Raw genomic sequence first — 20636 nt, 5'->3', positions numbered from 1 at the left:
CCCCGGGGCACGCACCGCCTGCGCCCGGGTGATGGAATTGGAGGATTGGAACTATGACGTCTATGGCAGCGATTCCGTCCGGGGTTCGGACCTGCTGGCGGGCTGCGCTCTGTGCCCTGATGCTCTCGACGGCAGGTCTTGGTGTGCCTGTGGTGTCCGCACAGGAGATTGCTGCCAGCGACAGCCAGACCAGCGCCGAGAGCGGGGTGGACATGGTGACCACCTTCACGCTGGACAACGGCATGATGGTGGTGGTGGTCGAGGATCACCGCGCCCCGGTGGTGCAGCATATGGTCTGGTACCGCGCGGGCTCGGCGGATGAGCCTGTGGGCCAGAGCGGTGTGGCGCATTTCCTCGAACACCTGCTGTTCAAGGGCACCGATACGCTGGAGGCGGGTGAGTTGTCCGCCACGGTTGCGCGCAATGGTGGCCGCGACAATGCCTTCACCAGCTATGATTACACGGCCTATTTTCAGCGTGTCGCCGCCGACCGGCTGGAGCTGATGATGCAAATGGAAGCGGATCGGATGCGCAATCTGCGCCTGACCGAGACCGACATCGTCACCGAGCGCGAGGTGATCCTGGAAGAGCGCAACCAGCGCACCGACAATGATCCCAGCGCCCTGTTCCGCGAACAGATGCGGGCGGTGCAGTATCTCAACCATCGCTACGGGCAGCCGGTGATTGGCTGGCGCCACGAGATGGAAACCCTGTCGATGGAGGACGCGCTGTCCTACTACGGCACCTATTACGCGCCCAACAATGCGATCCTTGTGGTGTCAGGTGACGTGCAACCGGATGCGGTGCGCGAGCTGGCGGACACCTATTATGGCGTGATACCGGCCAACCCGGAGCTGCCGGAGCGGCTGCGCAGCGAGGAGCTACCGCAAACCGCGGCGCGGCGCCTGACGTTCGCCGATGCGCGTGTCTCGCAACCCTATGTGCAGCGGTCCTATCTGGCGCCCGAACGCGACAGCGGCAGTCAGGAGAAAGCGGCGGCGCTCTATCTGCTGTCGCAGTTGCTGGGCGGGGGCAGCACGTCGTATCTGGCCAATGCCTTGCAGTTCGAGCAGCAGGTGGCGGTCTATACGGCGGCCTTCTATTCCGGTGTCTCGCTGGATGATACCACATTTGATTTTGTGATCGTGCCCGCCGACGGCGTGACGCTTGAGGACGCCGAGGCCGCGCTGGACCGGACCGTGCAGCAGTTTCTGGCCACCGGTGTCGACAGTCAGCAGCTGGAGCGGATCAAACTGCAACTGCGGGCGTCGGAAATCTATGCCCGCGACGATGTGGACCGCATCGCCAACCGCTACGGTCGCGCGCTTACGTCGGGGCTGACGGTCGAGGATGTTCAGGACTGGCCACGCGTGCTGCAATCCATCACGGAGGATGAGATTATTGCCGTCGCGCGCGAGGTATTGCGCCCCGAGGCCTCTGTCACCGGTTACCTGATCCAAAGCCAGCAGGAGGCTGACCAATGAGCCGGACCACAACATCCGCCCGTGTGCGCGCCCTTGATCTGCAGCCGTTCAAACGCGCTGTTCTGGCGCTGGTGATCGGATTTGCACTGCTGTTTGCGGCGCAGGTGGCGCGGGCTGAGATCGACATCAAGGAAGTCACCTCGCCCGGAGGGATCAAGGCGTGGCTGGTCGAGGACCACAGCATTCCTTTCTCCGCGCTGGAGCTGCGATTTCGCGGCGGCACGTCGCTGGATGCGCCCGGCAAACGCGGGGCCGTGCATCTGATGGGTGGCTTGCTGGAGGAAGGTGCAGGCGAGCTGCGCGCGCAGGACTATGCCCGCGCGGTCGAGGCTCTGGCGGCGAATTTCTCTTATGACGCCGACAAGGACATGGTCGCGATCTCTGCCAGTTTCCTGACCGAAAACCGCGATGAGGTGATGGAGCTTCTGCGCCAGACCATTCAGGAGCCACGTTTCGATCAGGATGCGCTGGACCGGGTGCGGGCGCAGGTGCTGGTGGGGCTGCGCTCGGACCAGACCGATCCCAATGCGATTGCCGGCAAGACCTTTGCCAAGCTGGCGTTTGGCGACCACCCCTATGGCAGCAGCGGCAAGGGCACGGTTGAGAGTGTTTCGGAGCTGACGCGGCAGGACATGTTCGCCGCGCATGAGGCGGTCTTTGCCCGCGACAGGCTCTATGTCAGCGCTGTGGGGGACATCACCCCCGAAGAGCTGGGCACGATCCTGGACGATCTTCTGGGGGCACTGCCCGCCGAGGGCGCGCCGATGCCCGGCCCGGCGGAGGTGCTGCTGACCGGTGGCACCACGGTGGTGCCCTTTGCCACGCCGCAGTCGGTGGCACTGTTTGGTCAAGAGGGTATCGACCGCCATGACCCGGATTTCTTTGCCGCTTATGTGCTGAACCAGATCCTCGGCGGCGGGTCGTTTGAGACGCGCCTGATGCAGGAAGTGCGCACCAAACGCGGCCTCACCTATGGCGCCTACAGCTATCTGGTGCCGCGCGATCTGGCCTCGACCTATATGGGGTCCTTTGCCTCTGCCAACGAGAAGATGGCCGAAGCGGTCGGTGTGGTACGCGACCAGTGGCAGGCCCTGGTCGAGGGCGGTGTGACCGAAGCCGAGTTGCAGGACGCCAAGACCTATCTGACCGGGGCCTACCCCTTGCGGTTCAATGGCAACAGCCAGATCGCCTCGATCCTGGTGTCGATGCAGATGGATGATCTGCCCACGGATTATGTGGTCACCCGCAACGACAAGGTCGAGGCGGTGACACTGGAGGATGTGAACCGGGTGGCCAAGGAACTGCTTGATCCCGAGGGGCTGCGGTTTGTTGTGGTCGGAGAGCCCGAGGGGCTGAGGTCCACCGATTAAGACCCGTGGCTCTGCGCCCGTGCTTCGGTCCGGGCAGGGGCCAGTCGATAAACAAAAACGGCGCGGTTCCATATCGGAGCCGCGCCGTTTTCTGTGTCAGGGAGAATGAGTTACTCGCCGTAGGGAATCCAGACGGTTTTCACCTCGGTCGCCGCTTGCAAGAACCGTTTGGAGTGGTCGCGCGACCAGTCAAAGGCGCAGGCATTGTTGACCCAGGTGCGCTTGAGGTTGCCGGCAGAGGCGGCCTCGATCGTCTTCGACAGGTCGGTGGAGGAGAAGCTCCAGACCGCGTCGATGTCGAGGTGTTTGGCCATGGTGTCGCCGAGATCCTTGTGCGCGCCGGTGAGGATATTCACCACACCCGCAGGCACGTCAGAGGTCTCAAGCACCTGATAGAGATCCGTGGCCGCCAGCGGGAAGGCCTGGGACGCCGCCAGCACCACCCGGTTGCCCATGGCAATGGCCGGGGCCATGGCAGAGATCAAACCCAGAAGCGGCGCTTCATCCGCACAGAGGATGCCGATGGTGCCCACGGGCTCCTTCATGCCAAGCGCCACGCCCCGGATCGGCACGCCATGCGCAAGCCCGTCGTATTTGTCCGCCCAGGCGGCAGCAGAGAACAGCCGTTGCAGCGAGGCTTCAACCTCTGCGGCACCGTCGCCCTTGCCCGTCATCGCATCGATGCGCGCGACAAATTCCCCGGCGCGGGCGGCGAGGTTCTCGGCCAGGTAATACAGGATCTGCGCCCGCAGGTGGCCTGTGGTATTGGCCCAGCCTTTGGCGGCATTGGCGGCCTCAACCGCGTTGCGCACATCCTTGCGGCTGCCTGCGCCCACGTGGCCCAGCAGGTCGCCTTTGGGGCCATACACGGCGCGCGCATAGCCGCTGTCGGGGCGCGCCTGCTTGCCGCCGATGTACATCTTGGCCGTGCGGTCGATACCGGTCGGGGCGGCCCCCTTGTCGCTGCCTTCAAACGCCGCGACAGGTTTCAGCGGATCTGTGTCGCCGATGGGTTTGGTATAGGCCATGAGCCCCTCCACCCCACCTTCGCGGCCAAAGCCGCTTTCCCGCACGCCACCAAACGGGGCGGCGGCGTCGAACATGTTGGTGCCGTTGACCCAGACCACGCCCGCGACCATCTTGGGTGCGATATCCAGCGCCAGGTTGACGTTCTCGGTCCAGAGCGTCGCGGCCAGCCCGTAGCGGGTGTTGTTGGCCAGCTCCACCGCCTCGGATGGCGTGCGGAACGTCGTGGAGACCAGCACCGGGCCAAAGATCTCTTCCTGCATCAGCGGGTCGGCAGGCGACAGCCCCTCGATCAGGGTGGGCGGGAAGAAGCAGCCCGTGGCCGGCATGTTGATGGCGGACTGGTGCACGGTGCAGTTCTTGGCGGTTGCGACCAGCCGGGTGATTTCGGCATGTTGCACCGGGTCGACCACGGCGCCCACATCGATGCATTTGTCGAGCGGGTCGCCCAGCCGGAGCGTTTTCATCCGGGCGCGCAGCTTCTTGTGAAATTGCTCGGACACGCTTTCCTGCACCAGCAGGCGCGAGCCCGCGCAGCAGACCTGGCCCTGATTGAACCAGATCGCGTCCACCAGACCCTCGATCGCGCTGTCCAGATCGGCGTCGTCAAACACGATGTAGGGGCTCTTGCCGCCCAGCTCCAGGGTCAGGGCCTTGCCGGTGCCTGCGGTGGCTTCGCGGATCTTGCGCCCCACCGAGGTGGAGCCGGTGAAGGCGATCTTGTCCACGTCGGCCTTGACGATCATCTCGCCCACGGCGCCATCGCCGGTCACGATGTTCACGACCCCTTTGGGCAGGCCGGCCTGACGGCAGATATCGGCAAACAGCAGCGCGGTCAGCGAGGTGTACTCCGCCGGTTTCAGCACCACCGTGTTGCCCATGGCCAGCGCGGGTGCCACTTTCCACGCCAGCATCAGCAGCGGGAAATTCCACGGGATGATCTGACCGCAGACCCCGAGCGGCTCGCGGTCTGTCATTTCCGCGTCCATCAGCTGGGCATGGCCCGCGTGGTGATAGAAATGCCGCTGCACAAGCGGAATGTCGATGTCGCGGCTCTCGCGGATCGGCTTGCCGTTGTCCAGCGTTTCCAGCACCGCAAACAGGCGGCTGTGTTTCTGCAACAGGCGGGCAATGGCATAGAGGTAGGTTGCCCGACCAGAGCCCCCCATCGCGGCCCAGTCACCCTGGGCGGCGCGGGCGGCTTTGACCGCGGCATCCACGTCTTTCTTGGTGGCCTGGGTCAGCTCTGCCAGCACCTCTCCGGTCGCGGGGTTCTTGCTCTCGAACCCTTTGCCCGGGGCGGTGAACTCCCCGTTGATGAAATGGCCAAAGCGGCTGCCCTGGTCGACCAGCCAGGCATAGACATCAGCGGCGCTTTCGGGGGCGGAGCCATATTCCATGGTGTCGAAGATCTCTTTGATTGTCATCGGTTCTTCCTCACGCCATCGGGTGGCGGTAGCCAGCGGAATAGGCGCCGGTCACGTGGTGTTCGAGCTGGCGTTCGATATCGCCAAGCAGGCTGGACGCGCCAAAGCGGAACAGGTCGGGCTGCACCCAGCGCTTGCCCAGTTCTTCTTTCATGAGCGAAAGGTACACGATCGCATCCTTGGCCTTGGAAATGCCGCCAGCGGGTTTGTAGCCGACATGAAAGCCGGTGCGCTCGTAATAGTCGCGGATGGCGCGGATCATCACCAGAGACACGGGCAGGGTGGCATTCACCCCTTCCTTGCCGGTGGAGGTCTTGATGAAGTCGGCGCCCGCCATCATGCAGATCATCGAGGCCCGGGCGACATTGCGCAGGGTGCCGAGTTCGCCGGTGGCCAGGATCGCCTTGACGTGGGCGTCACCGCAGGCGGCGCGAAAGGCCTTCATCTCGTCATAGAGCGCCTGCCAGTTGCCCGAAAGCACATGGCGGCGGGAAATCACAATGTCGATCTCGGTGGCCCCGGCCTTGACGCTTTCCTTGATCTCTTCCAGACGCAGGTGAAAGGGCGACAGACCGGCCGGAAACCCGGTGGAGACTGCCGCGACCGGAATCTGGGTGCCATGCAGGGCGCGGACCGCGGCCGGGATCATGTCGTGGTAGACGCAGACCGCGCCGGTGGTGATCTCTGACATGCCAAGCTGCGACAGGATGTCGGCGCGGACCGGTTGGCGCGCCTTGGCACACAGGCGGCGCACCCGCGCTTCGGTGTCATCGCCGGCAAGCGTGGTGAGGTCGATGCAGGTGATCGCCTTCAGCAGCCAAGCGGCCTGATGGTCCTTCTTGACGGTGCGGCGGCCGGGCAGGCTGGCACAGCGGCGTTCGATGGCGGAGGTATTGGCCTCCAGCCCCAGCGCCCAGTCCAGATCGAGTGCGACACCGGGATTGCGGGGCAGGGCGCTGTCGGAGCCGTGACCGGAGGTCGGTGCAGCGGCTTTGGCGGCAGAGGCTTCTGCGATTTGGCTGTCCATGTGCGGGAGTCCTCAAAAGATTTGCAGGTAAAATCGCACGTCCACCCCCGCGATTGCAAGCTTGCGAAACGGGATCTGCGATAAAATTTGACCAAAAGGACAAAAACGGGTCCTGTGTGCAGGGTGTTCCGGGGCAGCTGCACGCCGATATTGACGGGGTCACCGGAGGATCTGCTACGCTCGCGTCAGTATCGGCGGGGCGGGAGGCGTGTGGTCGCTGGCCGCATCGCCAGCGTAGGGGCCGGACGGCGGCGATGCGCCGAGGGGCCGGTTCCCGTTGCCAGCGGTGTCCGATACGCGTATTCCGGGTGGCAGAATCGTGCGCTCACATGCTAAATCTTGGGTCATGGCTACGATCGACCCCCAAATCAGCGAAAACCCCGTCTCCGAGGCGATAGAGACCCACCGGCCTGTCATTCGTCAGCTGGACGACAGCGCCATCAACCGCATCGCTGCGGGTGAGGTGGTCGAACGCCCGGCCTCCGCCGTCAAGGAGCTGGTGGAGAACGCCATCGACGCCGGGGCGACCCGCATCACGGTCGAGATCGCAGATGGCGGCAAGACGCTGATCCGGGTGACCGACAATGGCTGTGGCATGACGCCGGAGGATCTGCCGCTGGCGCTGTCACGCCATGCGACGTCGAAAATCGACGGCTCGGATCTGCTCAATATCCACACCTTTGGATTTCGCGGCGAGGCCCTGCCCAGTTTGGGCGCGGTTGGCCGTCTCACCATCACCAGCCGGGCCGAGGGTCATGACGCGGCCCAACTCCGCGTCGCGGGCGGACATATGGAGCCGGTCAAACCGGCAGCGCTGCGTCAGGGCACCATCGTGGAGCTGCGCGATCTGTTCTTTGCCACGCCCGCACGTCTGAAATTCATGCGCACCGACCGAGCTGAGTCGCAGGCGATTTCCGACACGGTGAAGCGACTTGCGATGGCAGAACCTGCCGTGGGCTTCACCCTGCGCGATGTTTCCGGCGGCGGTGAGGGGCGAGTGACCTTCCGCGCCGACCCCATGAGCGGCGACCTCTTTGATGCGCTGCATGGGCGGCTCGCCCATGTGATTGGTCGCGAATTTGCGGAGAACGCGCTGAAGATCGACGCGACGCGCGAGGGCATCCGCCTTTATGGCTATGCGGCGCTGCCGACCTATTCGCGCGGGGCTGCGGTGACGCAGTTCCTGTTCGTGAACACCCGTCCGGTGAAGGACAAGATGCTCACAGGTGCGCTGCGCGCCGCTTATATGGATTTTCTCAGCCGCGATCGCCACCCGGCGGCGGCCCTGTTCATCGATTGCGATCCGACGCTGGTGGATGTGAACGTCCACCCGGCAAAATCCGAGGTGCGGTTTCGCGATCCCGGACTGGCGCGGGGCTTAATTGTCTCATCGTTGCGCCATGCGCTGGCGGAGGCCGGGCATCGTGCCTCCAGCACTGTGGCGGGGGCGACCTTGGGCGCAATGCGGCCCGAGCAACCTACTGCGACGGGCGCGCCGAGGGTCTATCAGATGGATCGGCCATCCTTGGGCGCACGCAACAGTTCATACGCGGCGCAAGCCCCCGGTCAGCCGCTCGCACTGTCCTATCCTGCGCCGCCATCGGCTGAATCTGCCGGGTTTGCCGAGATGTCTAGCGCCTACAGTGGCCGTCTGGTCGAAGACGCTGCAGTAGAGCCAGAGGCGCACCCGGTAGAGGATCTGCCCTTGGGCGCGGCGCGCGGGCAGGTGCATGAGAATTACATCATTGCTCAGACCCGCGACGGTATGGTGATCGTCGACCAACACGCCGCGCATGAACGGCTGGTCTATGAAAAACTCAAACGCCAGATGGCCGAAAACGGCGTTGCCACCCAGGGGCTGCTGATCCCGGAGATTGTCGAACTCTCGGATGGCGATTGCGCGCGCCTGCTGGATGTGGCCGATGATCTGGCAAAATTCGGCCTCGGGATCGAAGCCTTTGGCGGCAGTGCCGTGGCGGTGCGCGAAACCCCGGCCATTCTGGGCGAGGTCAATGCCGAGGCGATGATCCGCGACATTCTGGATGAACTGGCCGATCAGGGCGACAGCCAGTTGGTGCAGGCGCGACTGGAGGCGATCCTGTCGCGTGTGGCCTGCCATGGCTCGATCCGCTCCGGGCGGCGGATGCGCGGCGAGGAGATGAACGCGCTTCTGCGCGAGATGGAAGAGACGCCTCACTCCGGCCAGTGCAACCATGGCCGCCCAACCTATGTGGAACTCAAACTCGCTGACATCGAACGCCTGTTCGGTCGCAGCTGAAGGAATATCTGATGCAAGGCATGGACTCCGCCATCGCCAATATGGACTCGCTGGGATTGATCCTGCTCGGGGCTGCCGTGGGGGTGGTCCTGCTGTTTGTTCTGTTGATCCAGTCGATGCGCAATTCCGCACGGGCGGCGCGCGCCATCGAGCCGCTGACCCAGCAGATGAGCACGCTTGGACAGGTCGCACAGCAGTTGTCCTCCGGGCAGGAGGCGCTGCGCGGCAATTTGCAGACCGTGTCGGATACCCAGGCTAATGCCCAGTTGCAGATCCTTCAGACCATGGAGGCCCGGCTGGGCGACGTGCAGCAGCGCATGAACGACCGGCTGGCCGAGAACGCCATGAAACAAGCCCGCGCCATGACCGATATGCAGGAGCGCATGACCGAGAGCCTGCACGGCAACGCCAAGCGCACCGCCACCTCGCTGACGCAGTTGCAGGAACGGCTCGCGGTGATCGACAAGGCGCAGGACAATATCACCAAACTGTCAGGCGATGTGTTGTCGTTGCAGGACATCCTGTCGAACAAGCAGACCCGCGGCGCGTTCGGAGAAATCCAGCTCAATGACATCGTGTCAAAGGCGCTTCCCAGCGATGCCTATGCGTTTCAATACACGCTCTCGAACGGCAAGCGGGCGGACTGCCTGATCCATCTGCCCAACCCGCCGGGACCGATCGTGATCGACAGCAAGTTCCCGCTGGAACCCTATGAGGCGTTGCGCAATGCCGAGACGCAGGACGAGCGGGCGCAGGCGGCGCGGCTCCTGAAGGGCGCGCTGCGCAAGCATATCCGGGACATTTCGGAGAAATACATCCTGGATGGCGAAACCGCCGACGGGGCGCTGCTGTTCCTGCCGTCCGAGGCGGTCTATGCAGAGTTGCACGCGAATTTTTCCGACGTGGTGCGCGAGGGGTTCTCGCTCAAGGTCTGGATCGTGTCGCCCACCACCTGCATGGCGACCCTCAACACCATGCGTGCGATCCTGAAAGACGCCCGTATGCGCGAACAGGCCGGCGCGATCCGCAAGGAACTGGGCCTGCTGCACAAGGATGTGGAGCGCCTTGGCGACCGGGTCGGCAATCTCGACCGGCATTTCAACCAGGCGCAGAAGGATATCGCCGACATCAAGATCAGCGCCGACAAGGCCGGGCGGCGGGCGCAGCGGCTCGACAACTTTGACTTTGAAGAGCTGAACCCCGAGAGCGTGTCGCAGGTGGTCGCGCTGGAGCGCCCGGGCGAATGATGCGGCTGCCACGTCGCCGGATGGCGCCGGATGCGGCGCTGTTGCGCGAAGCAGAGCTCAGGGCGGAAAAGGTCGTTTCGATCCTGCGGATCTTTGTGGCGCTGGGCTTGATGGTGGTGTTCTTCCTGGCGGTCGGGGAACCCCCGGAGGAAATCGCCGATTTCCTGCGCAGGCAATGGATCTTTGCGGTCCTGTCGATGGTCTTGTATCTGGCCCTCGGGGTGTTCAGCCTGTGGCTGGCCCGCAGCGGACGGTTTCGCCGCTGGATGGTCTGGCCGGTTGTGACGCTCGATTGCCTGTTCATGCTGGTGAATGCCTGGGTGGGGCTGGAGAATGTCTCCATGCCCGGTGCGCTGACATTCCTGTTGCCGCCAACATGGCTGGTGCCGGTGGTGCTGGCCTTTGCGGTGCTGCGGTTCAATCCTTATCTTCAGGCCTATTGCGTGGCCCTGATCGTCGGCGGGCTGGGCTATCTGAGCTTTGTCAGCGAGGTGACGGTCTCGCCCGATATCGCGGATCGGGTGAAACACCTGGTGTCGGTGCCGCCCAATATCGTGCGGCTGACGATGATCCTGCTGGCGGGCGTGGTTCTGGTGGTGGCTGCGGCGGCGCTGCGGGATTTGTTGCATCGCGCGCTGATCGAGACGGAGAAACGCCTGCTGCTGACGCGCTATTTGCCAGCGCGGCTGGCGGACCGGGTGCAGGGCGAGAACCTGGACGACATGCGTCAGGAACAGCGGCAGGACATGGGGGTGATGTTCGTGGACATTCGCGGCTTCACCTCCTGGGCCGAAGGGCGCGATCCGGCGGAGGTTGGTGCCTTTGTCACGGAGTACCGTACACGCGTCCAGCGCGCCGCGCGCGAGACCGGTGGCATGGTGGACAAGTTCATCGGGGATGGTGCGATGTTGTTGTTTGACGGCGAGGGCGCGCCGGATCGGGCATTGAACTGCGCGCAGCGTCTCTCGGACGAAATGCATGACTGGTCCCATACGCGGCTGCAAGACGGACGCAGCGCCGTGCATGTGGGGATCGGGCTGCATTGGGGCGAGGTGTTTTCCGGCGTGGTCGGTGATGAGGACCGGCTGGAGTACACCGCCCTTGGCGACACGGTGAACATCGCGGCGCGGCTGGAGCAGATGACCAAGACCTGTGAGATGGAGATCATCGTATCGGGCGCGGTTCTAGAGGCGGCAGCGGAGCCCGCGCGCGCGGACTGGATTGCGCTGGAACCGGCGCCCTTGCGCGGGCGAAGCCAGCCGCTTGCCCTCTTTGGACGTCAGGAACGCATGCGTGAGGCTGGTATGGCCTGATTTGCTGTAGATCAAGGTCACAGCCTGCCATGGGTGTCACAGTTGCGGTACCCGATAGCTTCATGGAAGGACGCGCAGGATGGTCGAGATTGCAAGCAACAAGGCGGAACAGGTCGCGCTGATGGCGCGCGAGATCGAGCGTGCGGAATCTGAGCTGCGCGCCTTCATCGCCGATATGAATGAGGATGAGCAGGCGGAGCTTGTGGCTCTGGTCTGGGTAGGGCGCGGTGTGTTTGAGGCGGAGGAGTTTGGTCAGGCGGTGGCCACGGCGCGCGCCGAGAAAACCACGCCAACCGAGGATTATCTCCTCGCGACCCCGAACCTTGCCTATGACATTGAGGCAGGGCTGGAGGCGCTGGGCGTTGATGTGACTGCGGCCGCCGAGGATGTCATGGGGCGGTAAGTAACAAGAGAGAGCCCCGCCAGATTTCTCTGACGGGGCTCTCTTGAATTCACCGAACTCAGGAGCGGTGTGACACCACCTGAAGGTGCTGGGCCAGCGCGCCGATCCGACCCATCCAGCTGTCGACAAGCGCCGGATCGCTGGGCGCGGCGCTGACGCCGGGGGCGATCTTGCCGTTCATCGCGGCCTCGATCGCGAAGGACACCGGATAGGACACCAGACGCGCCATGGCGCTGCCACGCTCGTCGCCCCATGCGTCCATCACATAGGTCTTGTGCCATTTGGTCTGGCCATCTTTTTCCGCCTTGAGGTCCACGCAGAGCACCACGCGGTCCGGCTCGCCCTCGTCATAGGCGTTCTCATCCCAGAACTGGTCGGACATTTCCTTGAGCCGGGCATCGCCTTCGGGGCCTTCAAGGGTCTCGACCTCTTTGAAGACATCCGCCCAGGCCTTGGTCCAGCCATCCAGACGCAGCGTGCCGCGCACGAAGGTTTTGACCTTCCAGTCCTTGTCAAAGTGGTATTGCGCCATGAAGGGCAGGCTGTCGCGGTTGGGATAAACCTCAAAGCTCTCCGGCGTGGCCAGAGGCGCGTCATAGGTGGAGATTGCATCCCAAGGGCGTGCCACGTCCAGGACCTCAAAATCGCGGATCGAGCGGGAGGGGGACCGCAGGGCCTTGAGCACGCCCAGTGGCGACCAGCTGAACTTGTAGCGGAAAGGGTTCGGGGTTTTGGGGATGCCGCCGCAATAAGACAGAAAGCTGATCTCATTGTCGGGGTCAAAGGCGGGGGATTCAGCATATTCGGCCACCAAGGCATGCGCCATCAGGTGATCAATGCCCGGATCAAGCCCGACCTCATTGACCAGCACGACGCCTGCGTCCTTGGCTTTCTGATCCAGCGCCCGCATCTCAGGCGAGATATAGGAGGAGGACACAAAATGCGCGCCATTGTTGATGGCGAGTTCTGCCAGTTCTACATGCCAATCGCCGGGCAGCATCGAGACCACCACGTCAGCGGGGCTGAGGAGCTCCGACAGACGCGCGATGGAAAACTTGTGGATGTTGGTGGTGAGGTCACCAACGGCTTCGGCGGCTTTTTCCGGTGTGCGGTTCCAGACGGCCACGTCGTGACCCGCTTCGAGCAGGCGACGCAGGCCGGGAATGGCGGAGAGGCCAGTGCCGCACCAGTGAATAGTCATAGTTGTTCTCCTTCGTCCGGGCAGGCTGGTTAGCCCGCCACATGTTCGTCAAAGACTGCCTTGGCCCGGCCCCAGACACCCGCATCCAGATCGGTCAGGGTCAAAAGGCTGGCCAGCAGTTGGTCTGCATAATCCTCGGAGCTCTCGGCGGGCAGCATCGAGGGCAGGTTGTCGATGGCCATCACATCCAGCACCGGGGCGTTGGCAACACGCAGCACAGGTGCGTCCCACGTGGTGGCACGGGAGTAGACCGGAACCGGATTGTAGTCGCTGTCGGGGTCGCAGGCCACATCGCCAATTGCGGTCAGTTTGCGGTCGGCCTGAAGCGCGTCTTGCGGCACAAAAACGGGTGTGCCGGGGCGGGCAAAGATGCAGTTCAGGAACAGATCGTGGTTCAGGATCTCGGGAAACGGCCCGCCGCTGGCGGTCTCTTTCATATCCCATTTGGTGACCGTGACGCCCATCGCCTCGCAGAGGTCCGCCGCGCCGGTGCCCACGCGCCCCAGGGCACCGATGACAATGGCTGTGGGACGCTCAGCGCCGGATGCATCCAGCTCCTCCCCCAGATCAGAGAGCAGAGCGTCCTTGTCTTTGTAGACACCAACCGGGCCACAGACTTCACCGCGTTGTTGCGCAGCCCAGGCCTTGAGTGTCACGGCAGCCCCCGCATAACCCGCCCAATAGCCAAAGGCGGCAACCCGGCGTCCGGTTTCGTCCACAAGATATTCCAGATCATACAGCGTCCCGCCACCCTCGCGGAAGCGTCGCAAAAGCTCCTTGCCGGAATGCTGGCCCTTGAAGGCATGGCCGAACATGATGTGGCGATGGGGCAAGGGGGTGCCGTCCTCGGGCAGTTCTTTCAGGCCAAAGATGATCGCATCGCGCGGCGCATCGGGCCAGGCGTTTTCTGCCGCAATCTCGCAGCCTGCGTCGATGTAACCTTGCAGCGGGATGGCGCGACTGCGGCTGTCTTCGACGGTGACGCGAATGCCTGCGTCCAACAGGGCCTTTGCCCCCGCAGGCGTCAGCCCCACGCGATCCTCGTTCGGGCGTTGCTCGGCCCGGACCCAGAGATGTGTCATAGTCTTGTCCTTCAAAGCATATCTTTGGCGCGTACAGTCTTGACGCTGTCGCGGGCTTCCATCGCGTCCATAAAGGTTCTGATCTTGGGAAAGCGATCAACCTTGACGCCATCCCCGTCGAGCCAGGTGCAGACCACGTAGAGGTAACAGTCCGCGAGGCTGAGCGTTTCCCCCAGCACAAACGGGCCACGCAGGCCGTGGTTGCAGATGTAGTCGCAGGAGGCGGCCATGGTTTCGGGCACCTTGCGTTTCATGTCCTTGAACGAGGCCGGATTGGAGGCCCAGCGGTGGCCCCGCATTTTATGGGCGTGGTTCACATGCATGGTGGAGGCAAGATAGAACATCACCTCGCGCATGCGGGCCATCAGGACCGGATCGGTGGGGCGCAGCCCCGCATCAGGCGCCAGATCGGCAATATACTCCAACAGCGCACCGGTCTCCGTGAGGATGCCGCCATCGACCACCAAAGCCGGCACGCGGCCCTTCGGGTTGATCTGATGATAGGCTTTGGTCGTTTGCTGTTTTTCGGCAAAATCGATCCTGATGGCCTCATAGGCGAGGCCGGCCTCTTCGAGCGCGATGGCGACCGCAATGGAGATCGTGTGGGGCGCGTAGTAAAGTTGCATGGCTGTCTCCTGTGCGGGGATCTCAGAGGTGGGTGCGCGCGTATTGCCGGTCCGGCTCTTCCAGATGCGGCACCGCGTTGAAGAGAACCGGCGAATAGGTCCCACCGATATTGTGCAGGCGGTGCAGCGAGGTGTTCATGATCGCCAGCGCCATGCGCGCGGTTGCTGCCGTATCGAGCCCGAGACACTGGCGCATCACCATGGAGATCAGCCCGCCTGATGTGACCACCAATGCAGGACCTTCACCGTCTGCGATCTCTGCAAGTGCGGCTTTGGTCCGGGATTCAAAATCACGCCAGCTTTCTGGCGGGGCGCCGATCTTGTCGGCCTCCCACGCGGCAAAAACCTGTGGGAGATGGGCGACAAATCCCTCGCGTTCTTGCGGGATTGGCAGGCCGTGCTGGGCTTCCATCCTCTGTGCGAGGGTGAAATACTCCATCTCATTGAGGCGGGGGTCGCGGATCAATTGCCCCGCATCAAAGCCCATGGCGCGGGCGGTTTCTTCGTGGCGGATCAGGGTGCCGCAATAGATGCGGGCGTAGTGGTCCTTGCAGCTGCGCAGATAGTTACCCAGCCATTGGGCCTGCTGATGACCAAGGGCGCTCAGCTTGTCGTAGCTGGCTTCGTCCCGTGCCCCGGTATTGGCCTGGCCGTGGCGGACCAGCGTTATCTCTGACATGCGCGCCCCTTCGATCCTGTTGCAGAAGTACTAGGGGAGGGGCGTCCGGGTTAAAAGGGTCAAACTGCATCGGGTGTAAGCGCGCGGTGAGCGATGCGCCGGATGCAGGCGGTTGGACCTACCGCTCTCAGGCGCGGTCGTAGCCACGTTTCAACATCCGGTGACGATGGCGGTCTGCCGCGACCGAGGCCTCGCGCAGATTTCCGAAGATGTTGATTGTTGAGCACCCCTTGCCCCCTTTGATACCCCACTCCCGCAAGAGCGAGACCTCGTCAAAGAGGTTCATTGCCAGTTCGATCCGATAGAACCGGGCAGGGCGGGTTTCAGCGTGGCGATAGAGCAGACAGGTGGCCATAGCTCTTTTTACGCCACCCGAATCACCGCCGCAAGAGGCGGGGGCCCTCCCGCCCGTCGCCGGAGGAGAAATCTCCTCCGCTCCCGTTGGGCCCGGCGCCGCGCCTGCGGCGCGGCGTGACCGCTTGCCCGGCAGGGCAAGCGCTCGGCCCAACGCTGCCAAGGGGTTTTGCCGCAGGCAAGGCACCTGCAGGGGCGGGAGCGCCCCCTCGCGATCAGGGTATCCGTTTCCCCAATAAGTGATCAGCTCCAGCTGACATCGCCTAAGAAAATATAGCCTGCGCCATATATGGTTTTGATGAGGCGCGGGTTCTTGGGGTCCTCGCGCAATTTTGTGCGCAGGCGCGAGACCCGCACATCCATGGCGCGGTCGAAACTGTCACCTGCCCCTCCGCCCAGGCGTTCCATCATCTGTGCGCGCGAGATCAGCCGCTTTGGGCTTTCCAGAAACAGCCTGAGCACCTCGCCTTCGGCGTGGGAGAAGGCGGTCTCGCCTCCGTTCTCATCTTCAAGCGCGTAGCGGTCGAAATGTGCGGTCCAGCCTGAGAATTGTGCGCGATCCCCGGATGGCATTTGACCACCACGCGGCGTGTCGCGCAGGCGCACCCGGATGCGCGCGACGACCTCGGCGGGATCAAATGGCTTAGTGATGTAATCATCCGCCCCCAGCTCCAGCCCTGTTACCCGATCCTGCACCTGTGCCCGACCCGAGATGATGATGACGCTGGCACCCTGTTCCAGCGCCAGCCGATGAACCAGCGCCAGCCCGTCGGTGTCGGGCAGTGACAGATCCACCAGACAGACATCCGGCGTCACCCGTTTGAGCGCCGCCTCGAAATCTCGCGCGCGGGAAAAGCTCTGCGTGCGATAGCCTGCATCCTCCAGTGTCTCGGTCAGCAGCTGGCGGATCTCGGGCTCATCATCGAGGATTGTCACGAGCGGGGATGGGGTGGCATCACGCATGGTCGGCCTTCTGTTGCAGGAGCGCCATCAGATGGGGGCTTTCAAAGGGTTTGGGCAACAGCGGCGCAGAGGCCAATGCCGCGCGGTAGAGCGGGTCCGTGTGGGGCAGCGAGGTCATCAACACGACCGGCGGCGCGTCTGGCCCGAGCCGCGCACAGAGATCGACGCCGGTGGCCTCGCCCTCCAGTTTGATGTCCGACAGGATCAGCGCGATCCCCTCCACATCGGCCAGTAGGGCGACGGCCTCGTCCACGCTGGTGGCCTCAATCACCGAAAAGCCGAGGTCCATCAGCACTTGCCGATAGGTCGCCCGAAGCGCGTCGCTGTCCTCCACCAACAGGGCAATGCCGCCCGCTGCCATGGGCGCCGGGCGGTGGGGCAGACGCAGTGTGACCATGGCACCTGACACTGTGTTGCTGATGCGAATGTCACCCCCGGCGGATTTCACCATGTCATAGACCATTGACAGCCCGAGGCCTGAGCCTTCCTGACCTTTGGTGGTGAAAAACGGGTTGAGCGCGTTTTCCAGGGCCGGTTTGGAAAACCCCGGGCCGGTGTCGCTGACGGAAAACTCAATCCAGGTCTGGCCGACCAAATGGGCGGCAACAGTGATTTGTCCAGTGGTGCCACAGGCGTCGCGGGCGTTCAGGATCAGGTTCAAAAGCGCATCCTGCAACCGGCCCGGATCCAGGAGGAACCGCCCGTCGCCAGTATTGTCCAGCACGCTGAGGCCAATGCCCTGCGGCAGCGACGGCGTGGCGAGGATTTTCATCTCCTCCAGCAGCGCGTGCAAATCAGTGGCTTGCGGGCGCAATCCCCGATGACTTGTCATCTCCGCCATCCGGTCCAGCAAACGCCCCCCGCGCCGCGCAGCCGAGAGCGTGGCCTCCACCAGCTCGCCTGCACCTTCGGGCAGGGAAATACGGGCCAGACGGGTCTGCATACCGAGGATAATGGTCAGCAGATTGGAGAAATCATGCGCCAGACCGCTGGTCATCTGTGCTGCAATCTCGCGTTTGCGGGCCTGTTGTAGTGCGACACGGGTCTGGGTTTCCTCGGTCACATCCATCGACAGGATAAAGACGCCGCCCTCAGTGTCGGGCGTAAAGGCCACCCGCAGGCGGCGGCTGTCGTGATCCTCCGTGAACTCGAACACCGGGCTTTCGCCCTGATAGGCGGCCTCCAGATGCGGGGCGATGCGGCCATATGCGGCTGGCCCCAGGGCGTCGGCAATATGTTCGCCAAGAATATCGGAGGGGCGCCCGGGAAACACCTTGTTCAGACGCCCGTTGGTGAAGGTGTAATATCCCTCCGGGTCCACATGGGCGATATGCGCGGGCATCATTTCGGTGGTCAGCCGGGTGCGGGCCTCGGTCTGGGTCAACTGACGCTTGGTTTCCTCCAGCGTGGTGATGGTCGCGGCCAGCTTGCGGTTGGTGGCCGAAAGCTCTTCGGTGTAGCTCATCACCTGATCCGAGAGTTCTTCGGACCGGGCGCGCAGCAATTCCTCCACCCGTTTGGTGCGGGTGATGTCAGTGTAAACCGTGACCCAGCCGCCCTGCGGCAGAGGCGCGCCCTCGATCGAGATCACATGCCCGTTTGCGCGCTGGCGTTCGACGTAATGGGGCACAAAGGCGCGGGCCTGATCGACACGCAGTTGCACGAAGGACTCGATGTCATCAATCGGGCCGTAATCGCCCTGCTCCGCAATGAAGCGGATGGTGTCCCTGAAGGTGGCCCCGACCTTGACCAGTTCGGGCGGCAGGGAGAACATTTCCTGAAAGCGATGGTTGCAGGCGGCGAGGCGCAAATCACTGTCATAGATCGACATGGCCTGCGCAATCAGGTTGAGACCGGCGTCAATCATCGCCATTCGCTGTGCAGTCGACTGTTTCATTTAAGCTCCCCACGTATGGGCTAGCAGCTTGCGCAGCATTGGCAAAGCGGCTTCTCGCGCCGGTCGGCTCGGCCCCAACGTCGCATTTTCGCGACCTTGTTACAATTCGATAGGTTTCAGAAATCATCGCGAAAAACTTGCTTTGTTACAAAGGTACAGTCCTAATGCGGACATAAGGATCGCATCCCGCACCTGTGGGAGAAGCGATCAATCCGGTCGGGGAGGACCGGATATGGGAGGAGTAAATACGTGTCTCAGACCGCTGCGCAGACATCGTCTGGCGCCGGGCAGCTTATGTCTGTTCCGGCCCTGCTGGAGAGAAACGCAACTGTCCATGCCAACCGCCCGGCCTACCGGGAAAAGGAGTTTGGCATCTGGCAAAGCTGGACCTGGAAGGAAACCGCCGAGGAAATCGAGGCGCTTGCACTGGGTCTGTTGAACCTCGGCGTGGCTGAGGGGGATTTTATCGCCATTATCGGGCGCAATCGGCCTTCGCTTTATTGGTCGATGGTTGCGGCGCAAAGTGTTGGCGCGGTGCCGGTGCCTGTCTATCAGGACTCCAGCGCTGAAGAGATGGCCTATGTGCTGGATCACTGCGGCGCGGCCTATGTGATCGCCGGCGATCAGGAGCAGGTCGACAAGGTCATCGAGGTCAAGGACCAGCTGACCAACCTCAAGCACATGATCTACGTGGACCCGAAGGGCCTGCGCAAATACGACCATCATCAGTTGCATCAATATAGCCACGTGCAGGAACAGGGACGTGCCGCGCGCGATGAGTTCAGCGATGATCTGGCGGCGCGCAAGGCCAAGCTCACTTATGATTCCACCTGTGTGATGCTCTATACCTCGGGCACCACCGGGCGGCCCAAGGGCGTGGTGCTCTCCAATCGCAATGTTGTCGAGAGCGCCAAGAATGTGAGCATGTTCGACAAGCTCACCGAGAAAGAAGACATCCTGTCCTATCTGCCGATGGCATGGGTGGGGGATTTCATCTTTTCGCTCGGGCAGTCCTACTGGTGCGGGTTCTGCGTCAATTGCCCCGAGAGCGAAGACACCATGATGACCGATCTGCGCGAGATCGGTCCCACCTATTTCTTTGCGCCGCCGCGGGTGTTCGAGGGTCAGCTCACCAATGTGATGATCCGCATGGAAGACGCGGGCAAGCTGAAGCAGAAGATGTTTCATCACTTTCTGGCCCATGCCAAGAAAGTGGGCGGTCTGATCCTGGATGGTAAACCCGTCGGCATGATGGACCGGCTCAAGTATCGCCTGGGTGATCTGCTGGTCTACGGTCCCTTGAAGGATACGCTTGGCTATGGCCGTATCCGTGTCGGCTATACCGCGGGGGAGGCGATCGGGCCGGAGATTTTTGATTTCTACCGCTCGCTGGGGATCAACCTCAAACAGCTATATGGTCAAACGGAGGCCACGGTGTTCATCACCGTGCAGCCCGATGGCGAAGTGCGCGCCGATACCGTGGGCGTGCCTGCGCCGGATGTGGAAATCAAGATCGACGACAAGGGCGAGATCCATTACCGCTCGCCGGGCACTTTTGTCGAATACTACAAGAACGCGGAATCCACCGCCTCGACCAAGGACGCCGAGGGGTGGGTCGCCACGGGCGATGCGGGCTTTATCGAGGAAAGCTCCGGCCATCTGCGGATCATCGACCGGGCCAAGGACGTTGGCAAAATGGCCAGCGGCGCGATGTTTGCGCCGAAATACGTCGAGAACAAGCTGAAGTTCTATCCGGATATTCTGGAGGCGGTGCTGTTTGGCAATGGCCGCGACCGCTGTGTGGCCTTCATCAACATCGATCTCACGGCGGTGGGCAACTGGGCAGAGCGCAACAATATCGCCTATGCCTCCTATCAGGAGTTGGCCGGTCATCCGCGCGTGCTGGAGACGATCCGGAACCATGTGGAGGCGGTGAATGCCTCGGTGGCGCAGGATGAGATGCTGTCGGGCTGTCAGGTGCATCGCTTTGTGGTGCTGCACAAGGAACTGGACGCAGATGACGGCGAGATGACGCGGACCCGCAAGGTGCGCCGTCGCATCGTCGAGGAGAAATTCGCCGACATTATTGCCGCGCTTTATGATGGCTCCGAGCAGATCTCGACCCGGACCGAGGTCACCTATGAAGACGGCCGCAAAGGCGCGATCAGTGCGACGCTGACCTGTGTGGATGCGAAGGTGCAATCCCCCATGGCGCAGCAGGTGGCAGCGGAATGACGGCTTTGACGACGCTCGTGCAGG

At 62.9% G+C, this 20636-nt stretch carries 16 protein-coding genes; 7 read left to right on the top strand and 9 right to left on the bottom strand.

Annotated features, from left to right (window positions below; genetic code table 11):
• The first annotated feature begins 53 nt into the window (after window positions 1–53).
• The gene (locus ACXAF5_RS18700; protein WP_474947721.1) at window positions 54–1484 is read left to right on the top strand and encodes a M16 family metallopeptidase; all 1431 of its coding nucleotides are present in this window, start codon (window positions 54–56) and stop codon (window positions 1482–1484) included.
• Window positions 1481–2854, top strand: a complete 1374-nt coding sequence (locus ACXAF5_RS18695; RefSeq protein ID WP_474947720.1) for a M16 family metallopeptidase — start codon at window positions 1481–1483, stop codon at window positions 2852–2854. The genes ACXAF5_RS18700 and ACXAF5_RS18695 overlap by 4 nt, the downstream gene beginning before the upstream one ends.
• 110 nt (window positions 2855–2964) lie before the next feature.
• Here ACXAF5_RS18695 and ACXAF5_RS18690 read toward each other — a convergent pair whose 3' ends face one another.
• Together ACXAF5_RS18690 and deoC are read right to left on the bottom strand one after the other, a co-directional pair.
• The gene (locus ACXAF5_RS18690; protein WP_474947719.1) at window positions 2965–5307 is read right to left on the bottom strand and encodes an aldehyde dehydrogenase family protein; all 2343 of its coding nucleotides are present in this window, start codon (window positions 5305–5307) and stop codon (window positions 2965–2967) included.
• A 10-nt stretch (window positions 5308–5317) separates the two neighbouring features.
• Complete coding sequence (gene deoC, locus ACXAF5_RS18685; protein ID WP_474947718.1) at window positions 5318–6334, bottom strand: deoxyribose-phosphate aldolase; 1017 nt, start codon at window positions 6332–6334, stop codon at window positions 5318–5320.
• Window positions 6335–6680: 346 nt separating this feature from the next.
• On the opposite strand from deoC, the gene mutL reads away from it, so the two are divergent.
• From mutL to ACXAF5_RS18665, 4 genes are all read left to right on the top strand, one after another.
• Window positions 6681–8612 (top strand): DNA mismatch repair endonuclease MutL, encoded by a 1932-nt coding sequence (gene mutL / locus ACXAF5_RS18680; protein ID WP_474947717.1) that lies wholly within the window; start codon window positions 6681–6683, stop codon window positions 8610–8612.
• A gap of 11 nt (window positions 8613–8623) precedes the next feature.
• Window positions 8624–9859 carry a DNA recombination protein RmuC gene (locus tag ACXAF5_RS18675; protein WP_474947716.1) on the top strand — a complete coding sequence of 412 codons (1236 nt, stop codon included), beginning with the start codon at window positions 8624–8626 and terminating at the stop codon, window positions 9857–9859.
• Complete coding sequence (locus ACXAF5_RS18670) at window positions 9856–11172, top strand: adenylate/guanylate cyclase domain-containing protein (RefSeq protein ID WP_474947715.1); 1317 nt, start codon at window positions 9856–9858, stop codon at window positions 11170–11172. The genes ACXAF5_RS18675 and ACXAF5_RS18670 overlap by 4 nt, the downstream gene beginning before the upstream one ends.
• A 79-nt stretch (window positions 11173–11251) precedes the next feature.
• Window positions 11252–11575: a DUF3775 domain-containing protein gene (locus ACXAF5_RS18665; RefSeq protein WP_474947714.1), complete on the top strand. Its 324-nt coding sequence runs from the start codon at window positions 11252–11254 to the stop codon at window positions 11573–11575.
• 58 nt (window positions 11576–11633) lie between these two features.
• Here the strand turns inward: ACXAF5_RS18665 and ACXAF5_RS18660 are convergent, their stop codons facing one another.
• The 7 genes from ACXAF5_RS18660 to ACXAF5_RS18630 form a co-directional block, all read right to left on the bottom strand.
• A complete protein-coding gene (locus ACXAF5_RS18660; RefSeq protein ID WP_474947713.1) occupies window positions 11634–12776 on the bottom strand; it encodes a saccharopine dehydrogenase family protein in 1143 nt (380 codons plus the stop codon).
• Window positions 12777–12805: 29 nt separating this feature from the next.
• The gene (locus ACXAF5_RS18655) at window positions 12806–13858 is read right to left on the bottom strand and encodes a saccharopine dehydrogenase (protein WP_474947712.1); all 1053 of its coding nucleotides are present in this window, start codon (window positions 13856–13858) and stop codon (window positions 12806–12808) included.
• Between the two features lie 11 nt (window positions 13859–13869).
• The gene (locus ACXAF5_RS18650; protein ID WP_474947711.1) at window positions 13870–14484 is read right to left on the bottom strand and encodes a glutathione S-transferase family protein; all 615 of its coding nucleotides are present in this window, start codon (window positions 14482–14484) and stop codon (window positions 13870–13872) included.
• A 22-nt stretch (window positions 14485–14506) separates the two neighbouring features.
• Entirely contained in the window at window positions 14507–15163 is a 657-nt protein-coding gene (locus ACXAF5_RS18645; RefSeq protein ID WP_474947710.1) for a histidine phosphatase family protein, read from the bottom strand.
• A gap of 127 nt (window positions 15164–15290) precedes the next feature.
• Window positions 15291–15518, bottom strand: a complete 228-nt coding sequence (locus tag ACXAF5_RS18640) for a WGR domain-containing protein (RefSeq protein WP_239324435.1) — start codon at window positions 15516–15518, stop codon at window positions 15291–15293.
• A gap of 242 nt (window positions 15519–15760) precedes the next feature.
• A complete protein-coding gene (locus ACXAF5_RS18635; RefSeq protein WP_474947709.1) occupies window positions 15761–16480 on the bottom strand; it encodes a response regulator transcription factor in 720 nt (239 codons plus the stop codon).
• Complete coding sequence (locus ACXAF5_RS18630) at window positions 16473–18377, bottom strand: PAS-domain containing protein (RefSeq protein WP_474947708.1); 1905 nt, start codon at window positions 18375–18377, stop codon at window positions 16473–16475. The genes ACXAF5_RS18635 and ACXAF5_RS18630 overlap by 8 nt, the downstream gene beginning before the upstream one ends.
• Window positions 18378–18671: 294 nt before the next feature.
• Between ACXAF5_RS18630 and ACXAF5_RS18625 the strand changes: the two genes are divergently transcribed.
• Window positions 18672–20612, top strand: a complete 1941-nt coding sequence (locus ACXAF5_RS18625; RefSeq protein ID WP_219174984.1) for an AMP-binding protein — start codon at window positions 18672–18674, stop codon at window positions 20610–20612.
• The last annotated feature ends 24 nt before the right edge of the window (window positions 20613–20636 follow it).

It is taken from the genome of Epibacterium sp. ABV4_022 (assembly GCF_056159345.1).
The sequence above is the reverse complement of the archived record's forward strand: the minus strand, read 5'-3'. Positions and strand labels throughout refer to the sequence as shown.

Coding starts and splice junctions, on each gene's coding strand:
- ACXAF5_RS18655 (WP_474947712.1), bottom strand. CDS start 13,858: ATGACACATCTCTGGGTCCGGGCCGAGCAACGCCCGAACGAGGATCGC.
- ACXAF5_RS18625 (WP_219174984.1), top strand. CDS start 18,672: ATGTCTGTTCCGGCCCTGCTGGAGAGAAACGCAACTGTCCATGCCAAC.
- ACXAF5_RS18670 (WP_474947715.1), top strand. CDS start 9,856: ATGATGCGGCTGCCACGTCGCCGGATGGCGCCGGATGCGGCGCTGTTG.
- ACXAF5_RS18675 (WP_474947716.1), top strand. CDS start 8,624: ATGCAAGGCATGGACTCCGCCATCGCCAATATGGACTCGCTGGGATTG.
- ACXAF5_RS18650 (WP_474947711.1), bottom strand. CDS start 14,484: ATGCAACTTTACTACGCGCCCCACACGATCTCCATTGCGGTCGCCATC.
- mutL (WP_474947717.1), top strand. CDS start 6,681: ATGGCTACGATCGACCCCCAAATCAGCGAAAACCCCGTCTCCGAGGCG.
- ACXAF5_RS18640 (WP_239324435.1), bottom strand. CDS start 15,518: ATGGCCACCTGTCTGCTCTATCGCCACGCTGAAACCCGCCCTGCCCGG.
- deoC (WP_474947718.1), bottom strand. CDS start 6,334: ATGGACAGCCAAATCGCAGAAGCCTCTGCCGCCAAAGCCGCTGCACCG.
- ACXAF5_RS18695 (WP_474947720.1), top strand. CDS start 1,481: ATGAGCCGGACCACAACATCCGCCCGTGTGCGCGCCCTTGATCTGCAG.
- ACXAF5_RS18665 (WP_474947714.1), top strand. CDS start 11,252: ATGGTCGAGATTGCAAGCAACAAGGCGGAACAGGTCGCGCTGATGGCG.
- ACXAF5_RS18630 (WP_474947708.1), bottom strand. CDS start 18,377: ATGAAACAGTCGACTGCACAGCGAATGGCGATGATTGACGCCGGTCTC.
- ACXAF5_RS18660 (WP_474947713.1), bottom strand. CDS start 12,776: ATGACTATTCACTGGTGCGGCACTGGCCTCTCCGCCATTCCCGGCCTG.
- ACXAF5_RS18645 (WP_474947710.1), bottom strand. CDS start 15,163: ATGTCAGAGATAACGCTGGTCCGCCACGGCCAGGCCAATACCGGGGCA.
- ACXAF5_RS18635 (WP_474947709.1), bottom strand. CDS start 16,480: ATGCGTGATGCCACCCCATCCCCGCTCGTGACAATCCTCGATGATGAG.
- ACXAF5_RS18690 (WP_474947719.1), bottom strand. CDS start 5,307: ATGACAATCAAAGAGATCTTCGACACCATGGAATATGGCTCCGCCCCC.
- ACXAF5_RS18700 (WP_474947721.1), top strand. CDS start 54: ATGACGTCTATGGCAGCGATTCCGTCCGGGGTTCGGACCTGCTGGCGG.